The organism is Saccharomonospora marina XMU15, from assembly GCF_000244955.1.
Lineage (GTDB): Bacteria > Actinomycetota > Actinomycetes > Mycobacteriales > Pseudonocardiaceae > Saccharomonospora_A > Saccharomonospora_A marina.
The window spans coordinates 3366102-3389034 of record NZ_CM001439.1 but is presented as its reverse complement, the minus strand read 5'-3'; the positions used below and the strand labels follow the sequence as shown (position 1 = coordinate 3389034).

The 22933-nt window shown below is 69.3% G+C and carries 16 protein-coding genes; 10 read left to right on the top strand and 6 right to left on the bottom strand.

Annotated elements, in window-relative coordinates:
• Nucleotides 1–31: 31 nt before the first annotated feature.
• The 4 genes from SACMADRAFT_RS15965 (at nt 32) to SACMADRAFT_RS15950 (ending at nt 4449) form a co-directional block, all read left to right on the top strand.
• Nucleotides 32–1597: a deoxyguanosinetriphosphate triphosphohydrolase family protein gene (locus SACMADRAFT_RS15965; protein WP_009154867.1), complete on the top strand. Its 1566-nt coding sequence runs from the start codon at nt 32–34 to the stop codon at nt 1595–1597.
• A 12-nt stretch (nt 1598–1609) separates the two neighbouring features.
• Nucleotides 1610–2281 (top strand): acVLRF1 family peptidyl-tRNA hydrolase, encoded by a 672-nt coding sequence (locus SACMADRAFT_RS15960; protein WP_009154866.1) that lies wholly within the window; start codon nt 1610–1612, stop codon nt 2279–2281.
• Nucleotides 2282–2418: 137 nt separating this feature from the next.
• Nucleotides 2419–4047, top strand: coding sequence for an ABC-F family ATP-binding cassette domain-containing protein (locus tag SACMADRAFT_RS15955; protein WP_009154865.1), 1629 nt, complete (start codon nt 2419–2421; stop codon nt 4045–4047).
• 192 nt (nt 4048–4239) lie between these two features.
• On the top strand, nt 4240–4449 hold the full coding sequence (locus SACMADRAFT_RS15950) for a helix-turn-helix domain-containing protein (RefSeq protein ID WP_005437638.1): 210 nt from the start codon (nt 4240–4242) through the stop codon (nt 4447–4449).
• Here the strand turns inward: SACMADRAFT_RS15950 and SACMADRAFT_RS15945 are convergent.
• Nucleotides 4436–5767, bottom strand: coding sequence for a glycosyltransferase 87 family protein (locus tag SACMADRAFT_RS15945; protein ID WP_009154864.1), 1332 nt, complete (start codon nt 5765–5767; stop codon nt 4436–4438). The genes SACMADRAFT_RS15950 and SACMADRAFT_RS15945 overlap by 14 nt on opposite strands.
• 156 nt (nt 5768–5923) lie before the next feature.
• Between SACMADRAFT_RS15945 and SACMADRAFT_RS15940 the strand changes: the two genes are divergently transcribed.
• From SACMADRAFT_RS15940 to SACMADRAFT_RS30420, 6 genes are all read left to right on the top strand, one after another.
• Nucleotides 5924–7792, top strand: coding sequence for an ABC transporter ATP-binding protein (locus SACMADRAFT_RS15940; protein WP_009154863.1), 1869 nt, complete (start codon nt 5924–5926; stop codon nt 7790–7792).
• 2 nt (nt 7793–7794) lie between these two features.
• Complete coding sequence (locus SACMADRAFT_RS15935) at nt 7795–8499, top strand: alpha/beta hydrolase (protein ID WP_009154862.1); 705 nt, start codon at nt 7795–7797, stop codon at nt 8497–8499.
• Nucleotides 8500–8736: 237 nt separating this feature from the next.
• Complete coding sequence (locus SACMADRAFT_RS15930; protein ID WP_009154861.1) at nt 8737–9915, top strand: LCP family protein; 1179 nt, start codon at nt 8737–8739, stop codon at nt 9913–9915.
• Nucleotides 9916–10009: 94 nt separating this feature from the next.
• Nucleotides 10010–11110, top strand: coding sequence for a type I glyceraldehyde-3-phosphate dehydrogenase (gap, locus tag SACMADRAFT_RS15925; protein ID WP_198285865.1), 1101 nt, complete (start codon nt 10010–10012; stop codon nt 11108–11110).
• Between the two features lie 51 nt (nt 11111–11161).
• Nucleotides 11162–12739, top strand: coding sequence for a trehalose-phosphatase (otsB, locus tag SACMADRAFT_RS31300; RefSeq protein ID WP_009154859.1), 1578 nt, complete (start codon nt 11162–11164; stop codon nt 12737–12739).
• Nucleotides 12736–15141: a glycoside hydrolase family 65 protein gene (locus SACMADRAFT_RS30420; RefSeq protein ID WP_009154858.1), complete on the top strand. Its 2406-nt coding sequence runs from the start codon at nt 12736–12738 to the stop codon at nt 15139–15141. Before otsB ends, SACMADRAFT_RS30420 begins: the two co-directional genes overlap by 4 nt.
• Nucleotides 15142–15165: 24 nt before the next feature.
• Here the strand turns inward: SACMADRAFT_RS30420 and SACMADRAFT_RS15910 are convergent, their stop codons facing one another.
• The 5 genes from SACMADRAFT_RS15910 to SACMADRAFT_RS15890 all read right to left on the bottom strand — a co-directional run bounded on the left by SACMADRAFT_RS15910 (nt 15166) and on the right by SACMADRAFT_RS15890 (nt 22789).
• Nucleotides 15166–15624, bottom strand: a complete 459-nt coding sequence (locus SACMADRAFT_RS15910; RefSeq protein ID WP_009154857.1) for a peroxiredoxin — start codon at nt 15622–15624, stop codon at nt 15166–15168.
• A gap of 30 nt (nt 15625–15654) precedes the next feature.
• Entirely contained in the window at nt 15655–17505 is a 1851-nt protein-coding gene (locus tag SACMADRAFT_RS15905) for a diguanylate cyclase domain-containing protein (protein WP_009154856.1), read from the bottom strand.
• A gap of 206 nt (nt 17506–17711) precedes the next feature.
• Complete coding sequence (locus tag SACMADRAFT_RS15900; RefSeq protein WP_009154855.1) at nt 17712–19163, bottom strand: cytochrome P450; 1452 nt, start codon at nt 19161–19163, stop codon at nt 17712–17714.
• A gap of 96 nt (nt 19164–19259) precedes the next feature.
• Complete coding sequence (locus SACMADRAFT_RS15895) at nt 19260–20249, bottom strand: ribonucleotide-diphosphate reductase subunit beta (protein WP_232285616.1); 990 nt, start codon at nt 20247–20249, stop codon at nt 19260–19262.
• Nucleotides 20250–20335: 86 nt separating this feature from the next.
• Entirely contained in the window at nt 20336–22789 is a 2454-nt protein-coding gene (locus SACMADRAFT_RS15890) for a ribonucleoside-diphosphate reductase subunit alpha (protein ID WP_009154853.1), read from the bottom strand.
• Between the last annotated feature and the right edge of the window lie 144 nt (nt 22790–22933).

The window sequence follows — 22933 nt, the reverse complement described above, 5'->3', positions numbered from 1 at the left end:
CACGTCGATCTCATCACATACGGTGTGCCTCATGGGTACGCAGCCGGATCCGCGTGCGGGCAGGCGGGACGAGGCAGCCGAGTCGGGCGGGTTCGCCGATCTGGCGGGCAGCCCGTTCCGCCTGGATCGGGACCGCATCGTCGCTTCGCCGTTCTTCGCGCGGCTGGCAGGGGTGACGCAGGTGGTCAGCGCTGGCGGTTCCGCGCTGCTGCACAACCGGCTGACCCACAGCCTCAAGGTGGCGCAGGTGGCGAGGGCCATCGCGGAGCGCATCACCGCTTCCGACGACTTCGGGCAGGTGGCCGCCAAGCTGGGTGGCTGCGATCCCGACGTCGCCGAGGCCGCCGCGCTGGGCCACGACCTCGGCCATCCGCCGTTCGGCCACCTCGGAGAGCAGGTGCTCGACCGCGTCGCGCGGCACAGGTACGGCCTCGCGGACGGGTTCGAGGGCAATGCCCAGACGTTTCGGATCGTCACGACCACCGAGGTTGGCGGCCCCACACCGGAGGGGCTGAACCTGACGGCGGCCACCAGAGCCGCGTTGCTGAAGTACCCGTGGGCCAGGCTGCACTTCCCCGCACCGCACCCGGCTGCCATGGACGTGCCGCCCCGTGGTGCCGCAGAACCGGAGGAGTCGCCCGGCACCGGGTCGGCCAAGTTCTGCGCGTACTCCACCGAGTTGGACGACCTGCGACAGAGCAGGGCGCCGTTCGCCGACCGGGTGGAGGTCTGGCAGCAGACGGTGGAGGCCTCCGTGATGGACCTGGCCGACGACATCGCCTACGCGATCCACGACCTGCAAGACTTTCATCGCATCGGGGTGCTGCAGCACGCCTCGGTGTCCACCGAACTCGGCCAGTGGCTGGCCACGACGGGCGAGCTGGCCGACCTGCCCGACGCCGAACTGCTCGACCAGCACCGAAAGCCGGGCAGGTCGCTGGAGTACCTGCGGCGCCGGATGCACGCCAAGGACGGTTGGGTGACCAACGACGAGGCGTTCGCCGCCGCGGTCGCCAAGGTGCGCGGCGAGCTCGTCGACGAGCTGCTCGCGATCCCGTTCGACGGCTCGATCGAGGCGGAGCAGGCGACGGCGCGGTTCTCCGCGCGCTGGACGGCGCGGCTGGTGAACGGTGTGGTGGTGACCCCGGCTCCGCCGACGCGCACCGGGCACGTGACGTTGCGGCCCGCGCAGTGGCACGAGGTGCAGGTACTGAAATTCGTGCACCGGCGGTTCGTGCTGCAACGGCCGGACCTCGCGTTGCACCAGCGCGGGCAGGCCACGTTGCTGATGCAGCTGGTGGACGCACTCGACGCGTGGCTGGCCGACCGTGACGAGGCACGCAGGCTGCCCCGCAGGCTGCACGACCTGGTGGAACTCGCGCACGCCGAGTACAGCGGCCTCGCCCGCGTTGCTCCGGAACTGCTGATCGGAGCGACCGGCGAGCCGGTGCGCGGTACCGACGCGGTGCGGGGGCTCGCCCGCGGCAGAGCCGTCGTCGACTTCGTGGCGTCGCTGACCGACCGGCAGGCGGCGAGCATGCTCGACGCGATCTCCGGCCGCTCCGAACAGCCGTGGTCGGAACCCTCGGTGCTGTAGCGGGTCGCGAGCGTGGCACGTATCAGGCAGGCACCCGGCGGGGGCCGCATCGTCGAGGTCGACGCCGACCGGCTCGCGGGCTGGTTCGAGCGCTTCGCCGAACGCAACGGCGGCGTGCTGCGGACCCGGCTGGCCCGGCAGGAGGTGACGGTGACGGCGGGCGACGGCACGACCGCCACGGTGGCGGTGCCGTTCGGCCCGCTGCGAGGCGTCGAGCGCGACACGGTGGTCGACGGCCTCGCCGTCGAAGCGCTGGTGGAGCACGTTCGCAGGCCGAGGCGGGTCGGGCTGCTGCTGGTGCGGCTCGGCGGGCACAGTGTCGGCGTGGCGCAGGCAGGGCGGGTGGTGCGCTCACGTACCGACCGCCACCTCGTGCACGGCCGAAGCGCCGCGGGCGGTTGGTCGCAGCAGCGGTTCGCCAGGCGCAGGAGCGGGCAGGCGCGGCAGGCGTTGCGCTCCGCCGCCGACGACGCGGTACGGGTGCTGGCGGCCAGGGTCGGGGAGTTGGACGCAGTGGTGCTCGGCGGTGACCGCAGGGCGTTGGACGAACTGCGCAGTGACCCGCGGCTGGCGGAGGTGTTCGCGTTGGCCGAGCCGCGAGTGCTCGATGTCGCCCAACCGCGGCGCAGCGTGCTCGACGAGGCCGCGCGCAGGGCACACGCGGTGGAGGTGCTGCTGAGGTGAGCAGGCCCACGGTGATCGATAATCACTGGACGGTGCCCCCTACACTGGAACGCGTGGTCGTTCGCCTGGAGTAGCTAGCCCGCCCCGCGCGGGCGCTTTCACGTGTCCAGGTTCGTCACAACACCACGGAGTTCTCCTTGATCACGGCCAGTGGCCTCGAACTGCGCGCTGGTTCGCGCGTCCTGTTGGGTCAAACCACGCTGCGAGTGCAGCCGGGCGACCGCATCGGCCTCGTCGGCCGCAACGGCGCGGGCAAGACCACGACACTGCGGGTGCTCGCGGGGGAGGGCGAACCCTACGCCGGTGAGATGCGGCACACCGGTGAGATCGGTTACCTGCCACAGGACCCGAGAGAGGGTGACCTGTCGGTGGCGGCCAGGGACCGGGTGCTTTCGGCCCGCGGTCTCGACGTGTTGCTGCGCGACATGGAGAAGGCGCAGAACGCCATGGCCGAACTCGTCGACGACGCGGCACGCGACCGTGCTGTTCGCCGCTACGGCACGCTGGAGGAGCGGTTCTCCTCGCTCGGCGGCTACGCCGCCGAGAGCGAGGCCGCGCGGATCTGCGCGAACCTGGGCCTGGAGGAACGGGTGTTGCCGCAACCGCTGCACACCCTGTCGGGAGGGCAGCGTCGCCGCATCGAGCTGGCGCGCATCCTCTTCGCCGCGTCGGAGTCGGGTGCGGGCGGCAGGTCCGGCACGACGCTGCTGCTCGACGAGCCGACCAACCACCTCGACGCCGACTCGGTCAACTGGTTGCGCGGCTTTCTCAAGGCACACGAGGGCGGTCTCGTGGTGATCAGTCACGATGTGGACCTGCTGGACGAGGTCGTCAACAAGGTCTGGTTCCTGGACGCGACGAGGGCCGAACTCGACAGCTACAACATGAACTGGAAGCGCTACCTCGACGCTCGCGCCACCGACGAGAAGCGCAGGCGAAGGGAACGCGCGAACGCCGAGAAGAAGGCGGCGGCGCTGCGACAGCAGGCCGCCAAACTGGGCGCCAAGGCGACGAAGGCGGTCGCCGCGAAGAACATGGCGCGCAGGGCGGAGCAGATGCTGGCGAACCTGGACGAGGAGCGGCAGGCGGACAGGGTCGCGCGGATCACCTTCCCCTCACCCGCCTCCTGCGGCAGAACGCCGCTGACGGCGGAAGGGCTTTCGAAGTCCTACGGCTCGCTGGAGATCTTCACGGGTGTGGATCTGGCGATCGACCGCGGCTCCAAGGTCGTCGTGCTCGGGCTCAACGGTGCAGGAAAGACGACATTGCTGCGGTTGCTCGCGGGACTGGAGAAACCGGACACCGGAAAGGTGGTGCCCGGTCACGGCCTGCGGCTGGGCTATTACGCGCAGGAGCACGAGACACTCGATCACGAAGCGAGCGTGTGGGAGAACACTCGCCATCTCGCACCTGATGCGGGCGCGCAGGAACTGCGTAACCTGCTGGGGTCTTTCCTGTTTTCCGGCGAGCAACTCGACCAACCCGCGGGCACGTTGTCGGGTGGGGAGAAGACCCGGCTCGCGCTCGCGGGGCTGGTGTCCAGCGCGGCGAACGTGTTGCTGCTGGACGAACCGACCAACAACCTCGACCCTGCGAGCAGGGCGCAGGTGCTGGACGCCTTACGCAGCTACGGCGGTGCCGTGGTACTCGTGACACACGATCCCGGTGCTGTCGACGCACTCGAACCCGAACGGGTGATCCTTTTGCCTGACGGTACCGAGGATCACTGGTCGGACGATTATCGCGAACTCGTACAGCTGGCCTGAGTGCGCAGGGTGGCGAAGTAACGGACGTTGCGTTCGTACGCAAGCCGGTTGGCACTGAATCGGCGCAATATTGCCGCCGTTTCGGCAGGTTTTCGAGCCCTCGTCTGGCATTCGGCGGCGGTGTGTTCGATCATTGCGGCAGCAGGGGTCGAATGTGGCCCGAAACACCAGACGGGCGGAAGGTGGATTGACGTGGCAGACCTGAAGAAGGGTGCGCGCATCACCGGAAACACGCGAGACAAGCTGGCCGCTGACCTGAAGAAGAAATACGAGAAGGGGGCGAGCATCCGGGCACTGGCGGAGTCGACGGGTCGCTCCTACGGCTTCGTGCACCGGGTGCTGTCGGAGTCCGGCGTGCAACTTCGGGGACGCGGCGGAGCGACGCGCGTCAAGAAGAAGTAAGCCCGACACGCCCGCTCGTGGCGTCCGGGTCGGGCTCCACGGTCGAAGGCGTAGCCGGGTACGGCGTTGCCCGGTGTCGAAACACCAGTAGCGCGCCGAGCGTGACCGTGCAGTACACCAGATAGCCGAATCTCGTGGCTGGTGTGAGCATCGTGAAGGTGCCGAGGCCGACCGCGATACGCAGCAGCGCGTCCGCGCCGCTGTGCGGTGGCTTGCGCACCAGCCACAGCAGGATCGCCAGTGCCGCGGCAGCGAGCAGGACGTAGGCGGCCACCTTTCCGGCAGTGCCGGTGCTCGCGATGAGGTGCCCCGGCAGCGGGCTCGCGGCAGGAGAACTCACCGCCGCCAGGCCTGCGGGAAACCTGATGACGTGTTCGAAGAAGGTGTGCGCGGCCACGAGCAGCGCAGGCAGTTGCACCACCGCGAACACGGCGGTGAACAGCAGGGCGAATCGCGCCAGTGCACGGCCACCCAGCCTGTTCGCCACGAGGAAGGCGAGCACCACCGCCGCGGGCAGCACGATCAGCTTGGCAGCGGCCACCAGCCCGAGCAGTATCGCCGACTGCCCGGGCCGATCCGTCGCGGCCAGCGCGCAGGCGAGCACGAGCAGCGCGACGATAGCCAGATCCGGACCCGCGGTGGCGAACGTCAACGCCGTGAGCGGGAACGCCACGGTGAGCTGTGCCGCGCGCACCGGCACCGCCGGGTTGCCGAGCAGCCGCAGTGTCGCCACCACGCACAGCAGCGCCACCAGCGCGAACACCAGCCGGACGTCGGTGAGCGCGTCGCCGATGGGCGTACCACCCAGCAACGCCCTCGGCAGGCCGAACAATGCCATCACCGGGCCGTACGGAGTGTAGTCGTACACGTCGGGCGGGTGACCCAGCGTCGTGAGATCGACGTAGGGTGTGCCCGATTCCAGCAACAGGCGCGCGGAGCGCTCGATCACCCACACCTCGGGCTGCGCACTCCACGCTCCCGGTGAGGCGCTCCAGTCGCCGCCGGACAACCGGCGCACCACGAGTGTGGCCAGTGGTGCGAGCATCCCGACGACGCCGACGAGCGCGATGCCCACCCAGCGCGACCGCCACCAGCCGGGCCGCGCCCGCCGGGAGAAGGCCAGCCAGCAGGTGTGCCCCAGCGCGAGGCCGTATGCGGCCACGGCGAATGCAGCCCACACGCGGAAGCCGAAATGCCGGTCGGTCAGCGCAAGCGCCAGCGCGTAACCGGTGCAGGCGAGGTAGAGGACGGCGTCCAACCGTAGCGGGCTTGCCGCCGAAACCCGGCGTGCTCGGTCGATGATCGCCTGTGTCCCCATGGCGCATGAGGCTACCGACTCGGCGGGGACTGTCGGTGCGGGCGGGCACAATTCGTTTTCGAAGGATCGGGAAGTTCTTGATCGGGTTGGCTGTTGTGCTGCACATCCGCTCAGGAATTAGCTCTACTATGGTGCAGGTCTGGAAGGGGTGGCGGGGTGGACAACACATGGTCGTTGCTCAGCGGTGCGATGAGATCGGCGGACACGCCGAAAGGGCTTCGGCGCGGGACCGTACGCAGGGTGGCGCGGTTCGCCCGCCCACACTGGCGGCGGCTGCTGGTGTTTCTCGGCCTGACGGTCGTCGCCGCGGTACTGGCGGTGAGCACACCGTTGCTCGCGGGCAGGGTCGTCGACGCGATCGTGAAGGGCTCCGCCGCCTCGACGGTGATCGTGCTGGCTCTCGTCATCGCCGCGATCGCGATCGCCGACGCCGGGATCGGGCTGGCCGAGCGCTGGCAGTCGGCGCGCATCGGTGAGGGTCTCATCTTCGATCTGCGCAGGGCGGTCTTCGAGCACGTGCAACGGATGCCGATCGCGTTCTTCACGAGGACGCGCACCGGAGCACTGGTCAGCAGGCTGAACAACGACGTCATCGGAGCGCAGCGCACCTTCACCGCGACACTGTCGGGGCTGGTCACCAACGTGATCCAGCTCGTGCTCTCGCTCGCGGTCATGGTCACGCTTTCGTGGCAGGTCACGTTGCTGGCGCTGGTGCTGTTGCCGGTGTTCGTGCTGCCCGCGCGCCGCATCGGCAGGCGGATGGCGCAGTTGCAGCGGGAGTCGGCCACGTTGAACGCCTCGATGACCACGCAGATGACCGAGCGGTTCTCCGCGCCGGGGGCCACGCTGGTGAAGCTGTTCGGCAGGCCGAAGGTGGAGGCGGAGGAGTTCTCCGGCAGGGCGGGCAGGGTTCGCGACATCGGTGTGCGCACCGCGATGCTCACCCGCTGGTTCATGACCAGCCTGACGCTGGTCTCGGCACTGGCTCAGGCGCTCGTGTACGGCCTCGGCGGCTGGCTCGCGTTGCGTGGCAGTCTGGACGCGGGCACGGTCGTCGCGCTGGCGTTGCTGCTCACCCGGCTGTACACGCCACTGACGGCGCTCGCCAACGTCCGCGTCGACGTGATGACTGCGTTCGTGTCGTTCGAGCGGATCTTCGAGGTGCTCGACCTGGACCCGATGATCAAGGAGCGGCCCGACCCGGTGCCGCTGCCAGAGGGTGGGGTCTCGGTGGAGTTCGCCGATGTGCGGTTCAGCTACCCCTCCGCGGAGAAGTACTCGCTCGCCTCGCTGGAGGAAGTGGCCACTGTGGACAGCCGTGGTGGCGAGGAGGTGCTGCACGGTGTGAGCTTCGTGGCCGAGCCCGGGCAGATGGTGGCGCTGGTCGGCTCCTCGGGCGCGGGCAAGTCCACCATCGCGTCGCTGCTGCCCCGACTCTACGACCCCGACTCCGGAGCCGTCCGACTGTCTGGTGTGGACGTTTCGGAACTGAGTTTCGAGACGCTGCGCCGCACGGTGGGCGTGGTCACGCAGGACGGGCACCTGTTCCACGACACGATCCGCGCCAACCTCACCTACGCGGCACCGGAGGCCACGGACGCCGAGATCTGGAACGCGCTGCGGCGTTCGCGCCTGGCGGCGCTGGTGCGCTCGCTGCCGGACGGGCTCGACACCATCGTCGGTGAGCGCGGCTACCGGTTCTCCGGCGGGGAACGTCAGCGGTTGACGATCGCGCGACTGCTGCTGGCGCAGCCCCGGGTGGTGGTGCTGGACGAGGCGACGTCGCACCTGGACTCCGAGTCCGAGGCCGCGGTCGGGGCGGCGCTCACCGACGCGTTGCACGGGCGCACGGCGCTGGTGATCGCGCACCGGTTGTCGACGGTGCGTGCCGCCGACCAGATCCTGGTTGTGGAGGCGGGCAGCATCGTCGAGAGCGGTACGCACGATCAGTTGCTGGCCGCGGACGGGCGGTATGCGGAGCTGTACCGGACGCAGTTCGCCCAGGACGAACCCGCGGCGGCGTGAGGATGGTCGATCGTGGCGGGCAGTCGCCCGCGCTGCGGGTGCTGACACCGGGTGTGCCGGTTCGCGCTGTCGCGCTGGTGCTGCACGGCGGGGCGCAGCACGGCCTGACCACCGTGCGGCCGTGGGGGCTTGCCTACCTTCGCATGGTCGCGCTGGCGCGGGGGCTGCTGGCGGCGGGCGGGCGCAGTGGGCTGGAGGTGTGCCTGCTGCGCAACCGGGTGCGCGGCTGGAACGAGCCGATGCTGCACCCGGTGCTGGACGCGCGTTGGGCGCTGGACCGCGTCAGGGCCCGGCGGCCGGGCCTGCCGGTGGTGCTGGTCGGTCATTCCATGGGAGGCCGGGTCGCGCTGCGGATCGCCGACGATCCCGCGGTGGCGGGCAGTTGCGCGCTTGCGCCGTGGACCCCGCGAGCGGAACCGGTGGAGCCCGTCACCGGGCGCAGCGTGTTGATCGCCCACGGAACCCACGACACGATCACGCCTGCCGAGGACTCCCACGACTACGCCGTGCGTGCGGCGGCCGTGGCGGCGCGCGTTGCCCGGTTCGAGATCGCATCCGAAGGTCACGCCATGCTGCGCAGGCCAGGACCGTGGAGCAGGCTCGTGGCGGAATTCACCATTCATACGGCGGGACTGGGCCCGGCGGGTGACCTGCTCACGCGGGCGTGGACAGGCAGCGGTGCCGGGCGGTTCCGCGTTCCGCTCTGAGAACTCGGAACGCTAGGCAGCGCGTTCCACACGGAGCGTGACGGCCGTCTGGAGCCAAGCGCAACCTGATCGGGGGACCACACGTCTACCTTGCAAGGCTTGCGGTTAGGTTAGCCACGCGCGGCAGCGCGTGACACTCGACGGAAGCCGACGAAACTCACGAAAGCCACGAAAGCCCAGGAAGATCCCAGAGCAGCCCACGACAGGCCAGCAAGGTAGAGGCGATCGGGAGATGCGATGACCTACGGCGGGCACTACGGCGGCCAGCAGCCGCCCCCTTCCGGCCGTCGGCCGCCACGCGGCCCTCGGCAACATCAGGGCGCGCAGATGATGCCCATTCCAGGAAGTGACAGAGCCCGCCAGGCGCAGCGCAGACCACAGCAGGCCACGAGGGTGGCGCCCGCGGGGCCGCCGTACGACCCGCCCGGCGCTCGTCCTGGCGCAGCACCCCCACCGCGGCCACCTCGGCGCAAGCGGTGGTCCTTCGGCCGCGTCGCGACGGCCTTGCTGCTGGTGGTCGTGATGCTGCTGGCGGCGGTGTGGCTCTACCTCGAGTTCTCGATCAACCGGATCGACGCGCTGCCCGACTACGAGGGCAAGCCCGCCGCGGCGGAAGGCACCAACTGGCTGATCGTCGGTTCGGACTCGCGGGCGGGGCTCGACGCCGAACAGCAGGCGCAGCTTTCCACCGGCGACACCGGAGGGCAGCGCACCGACACGATCATGATCGCGCACATCCCCGACAACGACACGCCTGCTACTTTGCTCAGCCTGCCCCGCGACTCGCAGGTCGAGATACCTGGCCACGGTGTCAACAAGATCAACGCGGCGTTCTCCTTCGGTGGCGCGCCGCTGCTGGCGCAGACCATCGAGCAAGCCACCGGGCTGCGGATCGACCACTATGCCGAGATCGGGTTCGGCGGGTTCGCCAACATCGTCGACGCGGTCGGCGGCGTGGAGATGGACATACCGGAGGAGATGCGCGACACCAAGACCGGAGTGGTGATCCCGGCGGGCAGGCAGACTCTCGACGGTGCGCAGGCGCTGGGCTTCGTCCGGATGCGGTACAGCTCGGCGACCCCGCGATCGGATCTCGACCGGGTCGCCAACCAGCGCAAGTTCATCGGCGCGCTCGCCAACGAGATGGCCAGCCCCGCGACGTTGCTCAACCCGTTCCAGGTGTTCCCACTGCTGGCCGACGCTCCCGACGCGCTGACCATGGACACCGAGGATCACCTACACCACCTGGTCGGCCTCGCCTGGGCCATGCGCGGCATCTCCGACGGTGGGGTGGTGACGACGACGATGCCCACCACCTCGGCGTCGGCGGAACAGTGGGACGAGGAGAAGACGCAGATCCTGCTCGACGCGCTGCGCACCGACTCGCCGATCCCCGACAGCGTCGTCGTGAACTGAGGCCGTCGTCAACTGAGGTCGTCGTGAACTGAGGCGGCCCGGCCGGAAGGCTCTGCCGTCTCGGGCCGAACGTCCCTTTGGCCGGCCTCACCGCATGAGTGAGCATCGCGATCGGGCGGGTTCGCCCGGCCGCCGTGAGCGCGCGGGGGCGAACGGAAGCGGTGATCGGGAGGTGGCCATGCCCGCGAGGGTCGCGATCAACGGCCTCGGCCGCATCGGCCGTGCCACGCTACGGTCCGTGCTCGCCGAGCCCGCACTGGAGCCCGTGGCGGTCAACGACATCGCCTCCGCCGACAATCTGGCCTACCTGCTGCGCTACGACACCGTCTACGGCCGCGCGGAGTCCGGCATCGAGGTGTCCGACTCGGCCATTCTCACGCAGGGTAAGCGAATCACCGTGGTCAACGAGCCCGACCCGGCTCGGCTGCCGTGGCAGGACCTCGACATCGATCTGGTCTTCGAGTGCACGGGCGCGTTCCGCAGGACCGTCGACGTCGTCAAGCATCTCGACGCCGGAGCGCGCAGGGCGATCCTGTCCGCGCCCGCCAAGGACGAGTTGACCACGGTGGTGCCGGGAGTCAACTCCGAGCAGGTAGCTGGCGAGCGGCTGGTTTCCTGCGCGAGCTGCACCACCAACTGTGTGGCGCCGGTGCTGGAGGTGCTGGGCCGCAACCTCGGTGTCCGCAAGGCCACCATGTCGACGGCGCACGCCTACACCTCCAGCCAGCACCTCGTCGACGGGCCGGCAGGCAAGCGCTGGCGGCGAGGTCGGGCGGCCGCGGCGAGTATCGTGCCGAGCACCACGGGAGCGGCCGAGGCGGCCGCGCGGGTGCTGCCCGCGCTGACCGACCGGTTCGACGGGGTGGCGCTGCGGGTGCCGGTGGCTGTCGGTTCGATCGCCGACATCGTCTGCCTCACCGAGCGGCCCACCGACGCCGGGCAGCTCAACGAGCTGTTCCGCGCCGAAGCAGCGAGTGAGCGCTACAGCGGCGTGCTCGGTGTGAGCGAGGAGCCGATCGTGTCGGCCGATGTGATCGCCGACCCGCGCGCGACGATCGTCGACCTCACGCTGACCACGGTCACCGACGGTGACCTGGTGAAGGTGATGGCCTGGTACGACAACGAATGGGGCTACGCCCAGCAACTGGTCCGCCAAGCGCTCGCCATGGTCGGCGAATCCGCCACGGTGCGCTGAGATATCCGCCGAGGGACCGCCCAGGACAGGGAAGCCACGACAGGAGAGCCGATGTCGGTGACCGTCGACGCCGGACTGCATCACGCGGTGTTGTTCGATCTGGACGGGGTGATCACCGACACCGCATCGGTGCACTTCGCCGCATGGAAGAAGCTGTTCGACGACTACCTGGCGCGGTTGCCGCCCGGCAGCGCGGCCGAGAGCTCCCCGTTCACCGAGGACGACTATCGCCGGTTCGTGGACGGCAGACCCCGCTACGACGGCGTCGACGCCTTCCTGCGTTCCCGCGGCCACCCGCTGCCGTGGGGAGATCCAGCTGACCCCGATGACGCCGAGACGGTGTGCGGCCTGGGCAACCGCAAGAACCGCTACTTCCACCAGCGGCTGCGCACCGACGGGGTGCGCGTGTTCGACTCAAGCGTCGCCCTGGTGCGACGCCTGCAGGATTCGGGAATCGGCACGGCCGTGTTCTCGGCCAGCCGTAACTGCGGCCCGGTACTGCGGGCCGCGGGGCTGGGCGAGTTGTTCGACGTCCGGGTCGACGGGGTGGTGGCCGCCGAGTTGGGGTTGCCGGGCAAACCCGATCCGGCCGTGCTGCTGGAGGCGGCCAGGCGAGTGGGCGCGCACCCGGCGCACACCGTGGTTGTGGAGGACGCCGAGGCGGGGGTCGCCGCGGGCCGTCGCGGCGGTTTCGCGCTCGTGGTCGGCGTGGACCGCACCGAGGGCACCGGACACGCCGAGGCGCTGCGGCGCCTCGGCGCCGACGCGGTGGTGCCGGATCTGGCCGAGGTGCGCCTGCGTCCGCGCGCCGAGACGCTGGCGCGGATTCCGCACGCACTGCGGTCCTGGGACGCTGCCGCGGGCGTGCTGCGTGGCAGGGACCCGGCAGTGTTCTGCGACTTCGACGGGACCCTGTCCGAGATCGTGCCGGTTCCGGCCGATGCCGTGCTCGCCGAGGGGCTGGCGCCGGTGCTGCGGCGGCTCGCCCGGTGCTGTCCGGTGGCCGTGGTAAGCGGGCGTGCCCTCGCGGACGTACGCGATCGCGTGGACCTGCCGGGAATCTGGTACGCGGGCTGCCACGGTTTCGAGATCGACGGGCCGAACGGCGAGCACTTCGAGTACGAGGCGGCACGGGACGCGCTTCCCGTCCTCGCCGAGTCCGCAGGTGCGCTGCGCGACCGGCTCGCGACCGTGCCCGGTGCGTTGGTGGAGGACAAGCGTTTCGCCGTGGCGGTGCACTACCGCAACGTCGAACCGGACAGCGTCGCCGAGGTGCTCGCCGCGGTGCGCGAGGCCGGGGACCGGCCCGGGGTCAGGATCACCGGCGGGCGCAAGGTGGCCGAGCTTCGGCCCGACATCGACTGGGACAAGGGCACAGCGCTGTGGTGGTTGCTGGACCGGCTCAGCGACGACGCGGGCCGGGTGCTGCCGGTGTACGCGGGCGACGACCTCACCGACGAGGACGCCTTCGCCGCGGTGCGGGACCGGGGGCTGGGTATCGCCGTCAGGGGAGGGCAGCAGGGCGACCGGCCGTCGAGCGCACACGTCGCCGTGACCGACTCCGGTGAGCTCCAGGCGGTGCTCACCAGGGTGGCCGAGCTCGCCGAAAGCCGCGGGACCGGCCGATGACGAACAACGAGTGGACGCTGTGCTACCGAGGCTACGATCCGGCACAGGAGGGGCTGCGCGAGTCGCTGTGCACGGTGGGCAACGGCTATCTCGCCACCCGCGGCGCCGCGCCGGAGTCCGAAGCGGACGGTGTGCACTACCCGGGGACGTACGCCGCCGGTGTCTACAACCGGCTCTCCACCGACATCGCCGGACACACCGTGGACAACGAGTGCCTGGTGAACCTGCCGAACTGGCTGACGCTGACCTTCCGTGTCGACGGAGGGTCCTGGTTCGACCTCGACTCGGTGACGGTACTGGACTACGAGCAGTACCTGGACCTTCGCCAGGCGGTGCTGGTGCGCAGGTTGCGGTTTCGAGACGGCGGCGGCCGCACCACCGCGGTGACCCAGCGCCGGTTCGTCAGCATGCGGTTCAAGCACGGCTGCGCGCTGGAGGTCACGGTGGTTCCGCTGGACTGGTCCGGCACGCTGGAGCTGCGTAGCGGCATCGACGGGCGCGTTGAGAACCGGCTGGTCCAACGGTACCGGGACCTTCCTGGGCGGCACCTGGAGCCGTTGCGTGCCACGGAGTTGTCCGGCGACTCGGTGTTGCTGGAGATGCGGACGAACCAGTCGAGGGTCGCGGTGGCGGTGGCTGCCAGGAGCGTGCTGCGCCGCGGCGATCAGGAACCGTCCACCTCGGGTCCCTCCTACCGGCTGGTACAGCAAGCTGACTGGGTGGGCCACGACATCGGTGTCGAGGTGCGCGCGGGCGAGGCCGTGACACTGGAGAAGTTGGTCACGGTGTTCACCGGGCGGGACCGGGCCATCTCCGAGCCCGGTGCCGAGGCCGCGCGGTGGCTGGATCGGCTGGGCGACTTCGACGAGATGCTGCGCGGTCACATCCTGGCCTGGGCGCACCTGTGGGATCGGTTCCACGTCGAACTGGGGCAGCGCGGCGAGGAGCTGTGCATCGTGCGCCTGCACCTGCTGCACCTGCTGCAGACGGTGTCGCCCAACACCACGGAACTGGACGCGGGGGTGCCCGCGAGAGGACTGCACGGTGAGGCATACCGGGGACACGTGCTGTGGGACGAGTTGTTCGTGTTCCCGATCCTCAACCTGCGGATACCGGCACTGACCCGCGCGCTGCTGCGCTACCGCTACCGGCGGCTGCCCGAGGCGCGGCAGGCGGCCGCCGACCTGGGGCACCGCGGTGCGAGGTATCCCTGGCAGTCCGGCAGCGACGGCAGGGAGGAGAGCCAGCAGCTGCATCTCAACCCGCTTTCGGGCCGCTGGCTTGCCGACCCCACACCGCTGCAGTTCCACATCGGACTGGCGATCGCGTACAACACGTGGCAGTACTACCAGGCCAGCGGCGACCGGGAGTTTCTCGCCAACTACGGCACCGAGATGCTGGTGGAGATCGCGCGGTTCTTCGCGAGCCTGACGACCTACGACCGGGCACGGGACCGGTACGTGATCCGCGGCGTGATGGGACCCGACGAGTTCCACTCCGGCTATCCGGACCGGCCCGGCAAGGGCATCGACAACAACGCCTACACCAACGTGCTCGTCGTGTGGACGCTGCTGCGGGCGGCCGAGGCGCTGGAGGTGATCCCACGCCGCACCCGCACGGAACTGGAGCAGACGCTCGGCCTGCGCGCCGAGGACCTGCAGCGGTGGCAGGACATCACCCACAAGATGCTGGTGCCGTTCCACGGCGACGGTGTGATCAGCCAGTTCGAGGGCTACGGGCTGCTGCGCGAACTGGACTGGGAAGACTACCGGCGGCGTTACGGAAACATCCAGCGGCTCGACCGCATCCTCGAGGCGGAGGGTGACGACGTCAACCGGTACCAGGCGGGCAAGCAGGCCGACGTGCTCATGCTGTTCTACCTGTTCTCCGCCGACGAGTTGGGGGAGTTGTTCCACCGGCTGGGCTACCGGCTCGAACACGACACGATTCCGCGCACCATCGACTACTACCTGGCGCGCACCTCGCACGGCTCCACTCTCAGTGCCGTGGTGCACGCGTGGGTGCTCGCCAGGGCGAACCGGGACCGGGCACTGGAGTTCTTCGACAGGGCACTGCGCTCGGACATCACCGACATCCAGGGCGGCACCACCCCGGAGGGGATCCATCTCGCCGCGATGGCAGGCAGCTTCGACCTGCTGCAACGCTGCTTCTCCGGGCTGGAAACCAGGCAGGACCGGCTACAGCTCAACCCGCTGTGGCCGAAGTCGCTTGGGGTGCCGGAGTTGGCCATCCACTACCGGGAGCACCCGTTGCGGCTGCGGATCAGCGGCAGCCAGGTGGACGTCGCCGCCGAGGAGGGCATGCAACGCCCGGTGGAGGTGGCGTGTCACGGCGAGGTCGCCCGGCTGGAACCCGGTTCGACGGTGCGGTTCTCCTCCTGACGCGGGCTGCTGCCTGCCGAGGGCTCAGGTGCGGGTGTGGCTGCGCAGTATCTCCAGAGCTTGCTGCGCGTGCACGGCCATCCGGAACTCGCTCTTGATCACGGCGAGCACGGTGCTGTCGGTGCCGATGACGAACGTGTGCCGCTTGGTGAGCAACGGGCCCAGCTTCCGGCGCACCCCGAACATCCTGGCGACACTGCCGTCCTCATCGGACAGCAGCGGGAAGTCGAACGCGTTGGTGTCGGCGAAGCGGCGCTGCCTGTCGACGGGGTCGGGGCTGATGCCCACACGGTGCGCTCCGAGTTCGGCGAACTCGGCGGCCAGATCGCGGAACTGGCAGCCCTCCTGGGTGCAGCCGGGGGTGAGCGCGGCCGGGTAGAAGAACAGCACCACGGGGCCGGTCCGCAGGAACTCCGAAAGCGAACGCCTGCTGCCGTCGGCGTCGGGCAGCGTGAAGTCGCCGACCAGATCTCCCTGTTTCATACGGTGATGGTACGTGCCGCGGCCCGCCGGTCAGCGCCGTCTCGCGATGAGCGAGCTGATCTCGTCACCGGACATCGCGTCGCCGAACAGCTTGCCTCGGCCCGCGACGACGCCGATCTCCCGCAGCCTGGCCGCGTGTTCGGTGTTGCGCACCCCTTCCGCACCGACCCGCCTGACACCCAGTTCCCGTGCCCGCTCCACCAGCGTGCCCAGGTGTCTTCGAGCGCCGTCGGACTCGGCGCCGTCGGCGGCCAGTGCCTCCACCAGTGGTCCGGACAGGATCACGAAGCCGACCGGGAGCCGGTGGGTGTGCACCAGTTCGAGGTCGGCCGCCCCCGATACGGCCAGGGTGATCTTGACCTGCAGTTCGGAGAGCACGGACAGTGTCTCCAGTACCTCGCCCCTGGGGTCGAGCAGGGCCATGGCGTCGGTGCACACCCGCAGCTTTCCCGGAGGCAGTTGGGTGCGGGCCAGCTCGCCGCGCACGATGCCGACCAGGTTGGGGTCGATGGCGAGCCGGGTGGGCAGCCGTACGCACAGGTCGGGTGCCTCGGCGAACTCCCGGTACCACGCCGCGGCCTCCGACATCGCCTGGGTCAGCAGCAGGCGGCCCAGCGCGGGTGCCATGCCGGTGAGGTCGGCCAGCGGGTAGAAGTCGCGTGGTCCCAGCGCGCCGTGCTCGGGGTGGTTCCACCGCGGCACCGCGTTGACCACGGCGATCTCGTCACTGCCGTCGAGCTTCACCGTCGGTTCGTACTCCAGCTCGAACTCACCGTTCTCGATCGCCCCGCCGATGGCGGCGCCGATGCTGTAGCGGCGCCGGTCGGCCCTGTCGAGTTCGGGTTCGTACAGCATCCACTGCGCGCGGCCGTTCTCCTTCGCCCGGTGCAGCGTGATCTCGGCGGCGCGGTGCAGGTCCTCGTGGTCGGCGGTCGGGGCGTCGGCCACCACGATGCCCGCGCTGAGGCTCACCCCGATGCCGCGGCCTTCCACGTACACCGGCTCGGCCAGCTCGGTCATCGCCTCCTCCACCAGGTCCACCACGTCAGTGGTCTCGAGCCTGCCGTGCAGCAGCACCGCGAAGCCGTCGCCGGACAGCCTCGCGACGAACGCGTCGTGCCGGTCGAACACGGTCGCCAGCTTCGTGGCGACGTGACGCAACACCGCGTCGCCCGCTCCGGGACCGAGGCCGTCGTTGACGATTCGGAAGCCGTCGATGTCGAGATAGACCAGTGCGAGCCGGTCGTCGCCACCGGCGGCCAGCGTGGTCTCCAGCTTGTTGACGAAACTGCCCGCGTTGGGCAGGCCGGTGAGCGCGTCCTGCACGTTCTGCTTGCGCAGTGCCTCGCGCAGTAGGGTCAGTTCACCGACGTCCTCCACCATGAGCACCGGGTACAGCGTGCCGGGGGTGTCGCCCGACAGCGCGGCGATGGTCACCTGGGTGCGGATCGGGCCGTCCTGGGCGTGTTCGAGGTCGGCGCGCTCGCGGCGGCGGGACCGTCCGGTGGCACGCAGCGAATCAATCCCGGAACGAATGGTGTCGGCGTCGTCGTCGGTCGCCGCGAGTCCGGCGAGTGGTTCGCCCGCGAGGTCGTCGGTGCCGTAGCCGAGCAGTTGGGTGAACGCGGGATTGACGTCGAGGATCTTTGCCTCGGGGTCGGCGAGCACGACTCCGATCGGCGATTCGGAGTACAGACCGGTGAACCGGCGGGTCGCGGCCTCGCGGGCGGCTTCGACCGGTGCCCGCGCATCCGCGGCGAACTCGAGCAGCAGCGCTTCGAGTTCACTGTCGGTCAGGTTCACTCCCTTGGTGTTCGCCAGCCTGCGAGCCCAGCCCCGCGCGATCTCCACCAAGCCTGGCGCGTAACCAGGTTCGGCCACACTTCACCTCTCAGCCGCGTCTTCTCGCATCGCCATTTCGCGTTGAATGCAGGTTACGAGCCGCACGCGGGCCGGGGTGGCGGTGGCCGGAAGCGACCCGCGTCGCCGAAGCCCTGCCACCGCATCATGCGTCACGCGGGATGTCTACCGGCTGGAAGGGTGGTTCCGTCATCCGGTCGGCTGGAGCCGACATGTACGCTGCGTGTTCAAAGTGGCCGTAGAGTTACCGGAAGGCCGTCGACCGGAACGGGTAGCGACACGTAGTCCCAGCGAACCCGGTAATCCGAGGGCACGCTCCAGCGGTAGCGGCGCAGCATCTCGTGCAGCAGGGCCTTCACCTCGAACATCCCGAAGTGCAGGCCGATGCACTTGTGCGCGCCACCGCCGAACGGCATCCACGCGAACCGATGCGACTTGTCCTCCCTGCGGCCCTCGGCGAACCGCTCGGGGTCGAACGAGTGCGGGTTGCTCCAGTGCCTGGGGTCGAAGTGGTTCAACGAAGGTGCGGCGCTGACCAGAGTGCCCGCGGGCACGTACTGGCCGAGGATGTCGGTGTCCTTGACCGCCAACCGCGGCAGGCTCGGCACCGGGGCGACGAGCCGCAGCGACTCTTTGACAACCAGGTCGAGGGTGTGCAGTTCGTCCAGCGCCGAGGTGTCGGGCAGATCGTCACCCAGCCGCAGCGACTCCTCGCGGGCGCGTTCCTGCCACTGTGGATGTTTGGCGAGGTAGTACGCCGCGGCGGTGCTGGTGATGGTGGAGGTGTCGTGTGCCGCCATCATCAGAAAGATCATGTGATTGACGACGTCGACGTCGCTGAACCGCTCGCCGTCCTCGGTGGTGGCGTGGCACAGCGCGGAGAACAGGTCGGCGTCGTCGGACGCCCGCTTGGCGGGCAGTCTGGCCGCGAAGTACCGTTCCAGCAGCTTCCTGCCGTCCAGCCCGGCCTTCCACCTGCCTCCGGGAACCGGGCGGCGGATGACGGCCGTGCCTGCCCGTACCGTGTCCACGAACGCGCGGTTGACGGCCTCGGCGTCGTCGCCACTTTCCATGCCCATGAACACGCGAGTGGCGACGTCGAGCGTGAGTCGCTTGAGTGACCAGTACAGCCGCGGCCGGGTGGCCTCGCCCCACGCGGCGACACCCTGCCGCACCTCCGGGGCGAGGGTGTCGACGTAGCCGTTGAGCCGCTCGCGGGTGAAGGCCTGCTGCATGATGCGGCGGTGGGTGTGGTGCTCCTCGAAGTCCAGCAGCATCAGACCGCGCGGGAAGAACCGCTCGATGAAGAACTTCCAGCCCTCTTGCGAGAACGCCTTGTCCTTGTTGACCAGCACCGTCTGGGTCGCCTCCGCCCCGGTCGCGGTGACGATGCGCTTGCCGAACGCGCTTGCCCACCACACCGGTCCGTAGAGTTCGAACCGGCGCAGGCCGTACTCGACGCCGAACCGCATCGCGTCGAGCGTGTGCCCGATCAACGGTGGGCCCGCGTCGCCGAGAACGGGGGAAAGGCCGCTGCCCTCGGGTGGTTTCGCGAGCTCCCGTACCGGCCAGCGCCGGGACAGTATGCGCTCGTCGACCGCCCGGGGCAGCGGCATCGCGGTCAGCGGGGGCATGCGCTGCCGCAGTGTTCCCGCCATCCTGTCGACCGCTGTCACCATGCAGACCATCTCCTCACCGAGCTGGTCCTTCCACGGTGCCGCTTTATTGGCGCAACGACAAGAGGGTTACGCCGATTGCTCGCGCATGATTTCCACTCAGTCCCATTCCAGCGCGCCACCACTTCGGTAGTCGGTGACGCGGGTCTCGAAGAAGTTCTTCTCCTTGCGCAGGTCGATCGCCTCCGACAGCCACGGGAACGGGTTCTCCCGCTCCCCGAACACCGGCTCGAGCCCCAGCTGGGCCGCCCTTCGATCGGTGATGAAGTGCATGTACTGCTCACACAGCGCAGCCGTAAGCCCCAGAACGCCGCGTGGCATCGTGTCGCGGGCGTAGGCCACCTCGAGCTCGCAGGCCTCGACGAGCATGCCGCGGACCTCCTCGGCGAACCGCGGTGTCCACAGGTGCGGGTTCTCCAGCCTGATCTGGTTGATGCAGTCGATGCCGAAGTTCAGATGGATCGACTCGTCGCGCAGGATGTACTGGTACTGCTCGGCGATCCCGACCATCTTGTTGCGCCTGCCGAGCGACAGCACCTGGGCGAAGCCGGTGTAGAACCACATGCCCTCGAACACGACGTAGAAGGCGACGAGGTCGCGCAGGAAGTCCTGGTCGGCCTCGAACGTTCCGGTGGCGAAGTCCGGGTTCTCCAGGTTGCGCGTGTAGCGCAGTGCCCACGCGTCCTTGTCCGCGATCGAGGGCACCTCGCGGTAGGCGTTGAACAACTCGCCCTCGTCGAGGCCGAGGCTCTCGCAGATGTACTGGAAGGTGTGGGTGTGCACCGCCTCCTCGAACGCCTGCCGCAGCAGGTACTGCCTGCACTCGGGGTTGGTCAGCTGCCGGTAGACCGCCAGCACCAGGTTGTTGGCCACCAACGACTCGGCGGTGGCGAAGAAGCCGAGGTTGCGCTTGAGCAGCAGCCGCTCGTCCTCGGTGAGGCCGTCGGGCGATTTCCACAGCGCGATGTCGGCCTGCATGGACACCTCGGTGGGCATCCAGTGGTTGTCGCAGCCGACCAGGTACTTCTGCCATGCCCAGCCGTACTTCATGGGCAGCAACTGGTTCACGTCGGCCCGCGAGTTGATCATCGCCTTGTCGTCGACGCTGACTCTGCGCGCGCCGAAGGTGAGCTCGGTCAACGGTGTCCTTTCCTACGGTCGGGGAGCGCCGGTGGTCACTGGCAGGCTTCGCAGTCCGGCTCGTCGATGCGGCACGCGGCCGGTTCGGGCCCGCCGATCTCGCCGGATGCCACGGGCACGGCGGGCGCCACGGCGTTGAGCCTGCCGTCGGTGCCGCGCAGCGTGCTCTTCTCGACCTGGGTCGCGGCACTGGCGCGCAGGTAGTAGGTCGTCTTGAGTCCGCTTCGCCACGCGTGGCGGTACAGCTCGTCCAACTTGCGGCCGCTGGGGGCGGCCAGGTAGAGGTTCAGCGACTGCGCCTGGTCGATCCACTTCTGCCGCCGCGCCGCGGCGTCGATCAGCCACCGGGGGTCCACCTCGAACGCGGTGGCGTACAACCGCTTGAGGTCGTCGGGAATCCGGTCGATGTTCGCGACGCTGCCGTCGTGGTACTTCAGTTCGGTCACCATCGCCTCGTCCCACAGCCCGCGCCGTTTGAGGTCGCGCACCAGGTGCGGGTTGACGACCGTGAACTCGCCGGACATGTTCGACTTCACGAACAGGTTGGAAAACAGCGGCTCGATCGACTGCCCGACGCCGCAGATGTTGGAGATGGTGGCGGTCGGCGCGATGGCCAGCACGTTCGAGTTGCGCATTCCGGTGGTTCGTACCCGCTCACGCAAGCCGTCCCAGTCGAGCGTGGTCGTGGTGTCGACGTCGAGTTCACCGTCCTCGCGCTGGGCCGCCAGCAGCCGCAGCGAGTCGATCGGCAGGATGCCTCGGCTCCACAGCGAGCCCTCGAACGTCTCGTACCGGCCGCGCTGCGCCGCCAGCCGCACCGACGCGGCGATGGCGAAGTAGCTGAGCTGCTCCATACTGCGGTCGGCGAACTCGACCGCTTCCCGCGACGCGGGTGGCAGCCCCAGTTCGAACAGCGCGTCGGTGAAGCCCATGAGCCCCAGCCCCACGGGCCGGTGTCGCAGGTTGGCGGTGCGGGCCTGCGGCACGGTGTAGAAGTTGATGTCGATGACGTTGTCGAGCATCCGCACCGCCGTGTTCACGGTGCGCTCCAGCTTCTCGGTGTCCAACCCTGCCGCCGTGACGTGAAGGGCCAGGTTCACCGACCCGAGGTTGCACACCGCGATCTCGCCGGCGCCGGTGTTGAGGGTGATCTCGGTGCAGAGGTTGGAGGAATGCACCACACCCACGTGCTGCTGCGGCGAGCGCAGGTTGCACGGGTCCTTGAAGGTGATCCACGGGTGACCGGTCTCGAACAGCATGGTCAGCATCCGCCGCCACAGCGAGCGGGCGCGCACCCTGCGGAACACCCTGATCTCACCGGCGTCGGCGGCGCGCTCGTAGGCGCGGTAGCGGCGAGCGAACTCGGCACCGTAGGTGTCGTGCAGGCCGGCCACCTCGTCGGGGGAGAACAGCGTCCACTCGCCGTCGGCCTCCACCCGGCGCAGGAACTCGTCGGGCACCCAGTTCGCGGTGTTCATGTCGTGGGTGCGCCTGCGGTCGTCGCCGGTGTTCTTGCGAAGGTCGAGGAACTCCTCAACGTCGATGTGCCAGGTCTCCAGGTAGGCGCAGGCCGCGCCCTTGCGCTTGCCGCCCTGGTTGACGGCCACCGCCGTGTCGTTGGCGATCTTCAGGAACGGCACGACGCCCTGGGACCGGCCGTTGGTGCCCTTGATGTGAGCGCCGAGCCCGCGCACCGGCGTCCAGTCGTTGCCCAGCCCTCCCGAGTACTTCGCCAGCAACGCGTTGTTGCGGTAGCCCTCGAAAATGGAGCCGAGGTCGTCGGCGACGGTGGTCAGGAAGCACGACGAAAGCTGCGGGCGGGTGGTGCCGGAGTTGAACAGGGTGGGGGTGGAGGCCATGAACCGCAGCGTCGACAGCAGGTCGTAGAACTCGACGGCGCTGGCTTCCCTGTCGTCCTCGCGGATGGCCAGTCCCATCGCCACGCGCATGAAGAACGCCTGCGGCAACTCGAACCGCTTACCGCGCTCGTGCAGGAAGTAGCGGTCGTACAGGGTTTGCAGGCCGAGGAAGCCGAGGTCGAGGTCGCGTGCGGGCCGGATGGCGGCGGTGATCGCGTCCAGGTCGAACGTGGCCAGTTCGGGGTCCAGCAGTTCGCACTCGATCGCGTGGCCGAGGTAGTCGCGGAAGTAGTCGGCGTAGCGGCTTTCCAGTTCGGCCTGGTCCGCCTGCACCGCCTCGCCCGCGAGGTGGCTCAGCGCCTCGCCCCGCAGCTTGTCCAGCAGCAGCCTCGCGCAGCCGAGGGAGTAGTTCGGCTCCCGCTCCACCAGCGTTCGGGCTGCCATGACCTGCGCGGCGGCCAGCTCCTCGGCTCCGATACCGGGGTAGCAGGCGCGCCCGATCTCGGCGAGCACGTCTTCGGCGGAGGTTCCCGGCAGGTCGCCGACGGCCTCGTGTACCACCCGCGACACGCGGTCCCAGGCGACTGGATCGAGGGCGGGCGGGCCGGACAGTGTTGTTTCCACGGGCATGCACGGACTCCAAAAGGGCGCGTTCGACCAGTCCGCCGACCGCGTGCCGGCGGGCTGAGGCGATGGGTGCTTCGTTCAGCTCATGACTGGCCGAAGCCTACATGTAGGGGTTGCTCGATGCGTGGAGCCCAATATGTGGCGTGT

Coding starts and splice junctions, on each gene's coding strand:
- SACMADRAFT_RS15965 (WP_009154867.1), top strand. CDS start 32: ATGGGTACGCAGCCGGATCCGCGTGCGGGCAGGCGGGACGAGGCAGCC.
- SACMADRAFT_RS15890 (WP_009154853.1), bottom strand. CDS start 22,789: ATGCCCGTGGAAACAACACTGTCCGGCCCGCCCGCCCTCGATCCAGTC.
- SACMADRAFT_RS15910 (WP_009154857.1), bottom strand. CDS start 15,624: ATGAAACAGGGAGATCTGGTCGGCGACTTCACGCTGCCCGACGCCGAC.
- SACMADRAFT_RS15895 (WP_232285616.1), bottom strand. CDS start 20,249: ATGATCAACTCGCGGGCCGACGTGAACCAGTTGCTGCCCATGAAGTAC.
- SACMADRAFT_RS30420 (WP_009154858.1), top strand. CDS start 12,736: ATGACGAACAACGAGTGGACGCTGTGCTACCGAGGCTACGATCCGGCA.
- SACMADRAFT_RS15900 (WP_009154855.1), bottom strand. CDS start 19,163: ATGGTGACAGCGGTCGACAGGATGGCGGGAACACTGCGGCAGCGCATG.
- otsB (WP_009154859.1), top strand. CDS start 11,162: ATGTCGGTGACCGTCGACGCCGGACTGCATCACGCGGTGTTGTTCGAT.
- SACMADRAFT_RS15945 (WP_009154864.1), bottom strand. CDS start 5,767: ATGGGGACACAGGCGATCATCGACCGAGCACGCCGGGTTTCGGCGGCA.
- gap (WP_198285865.1), top strand. CDS start 10,010: ATGAGTGAGCATCGCGATCGGGCGGGTTCGCCCGGCCGCCGTGAGCGC.
- SACMADRAFT_RS15935 (WP_009154862.1), top strand. CDS start 7,795: ATGGTCGATCGTGGCGGGCAGTCGCCCGCGCTGCGGGTGCTGACACCG.
- SACMADRAFT_RS15930 (WP_009154861.1), top strand. CDS start 8,737: ATGACCTACGGCGGGCACTACGGCGGCCAGCAGCCGCCCCCTTCCGGC.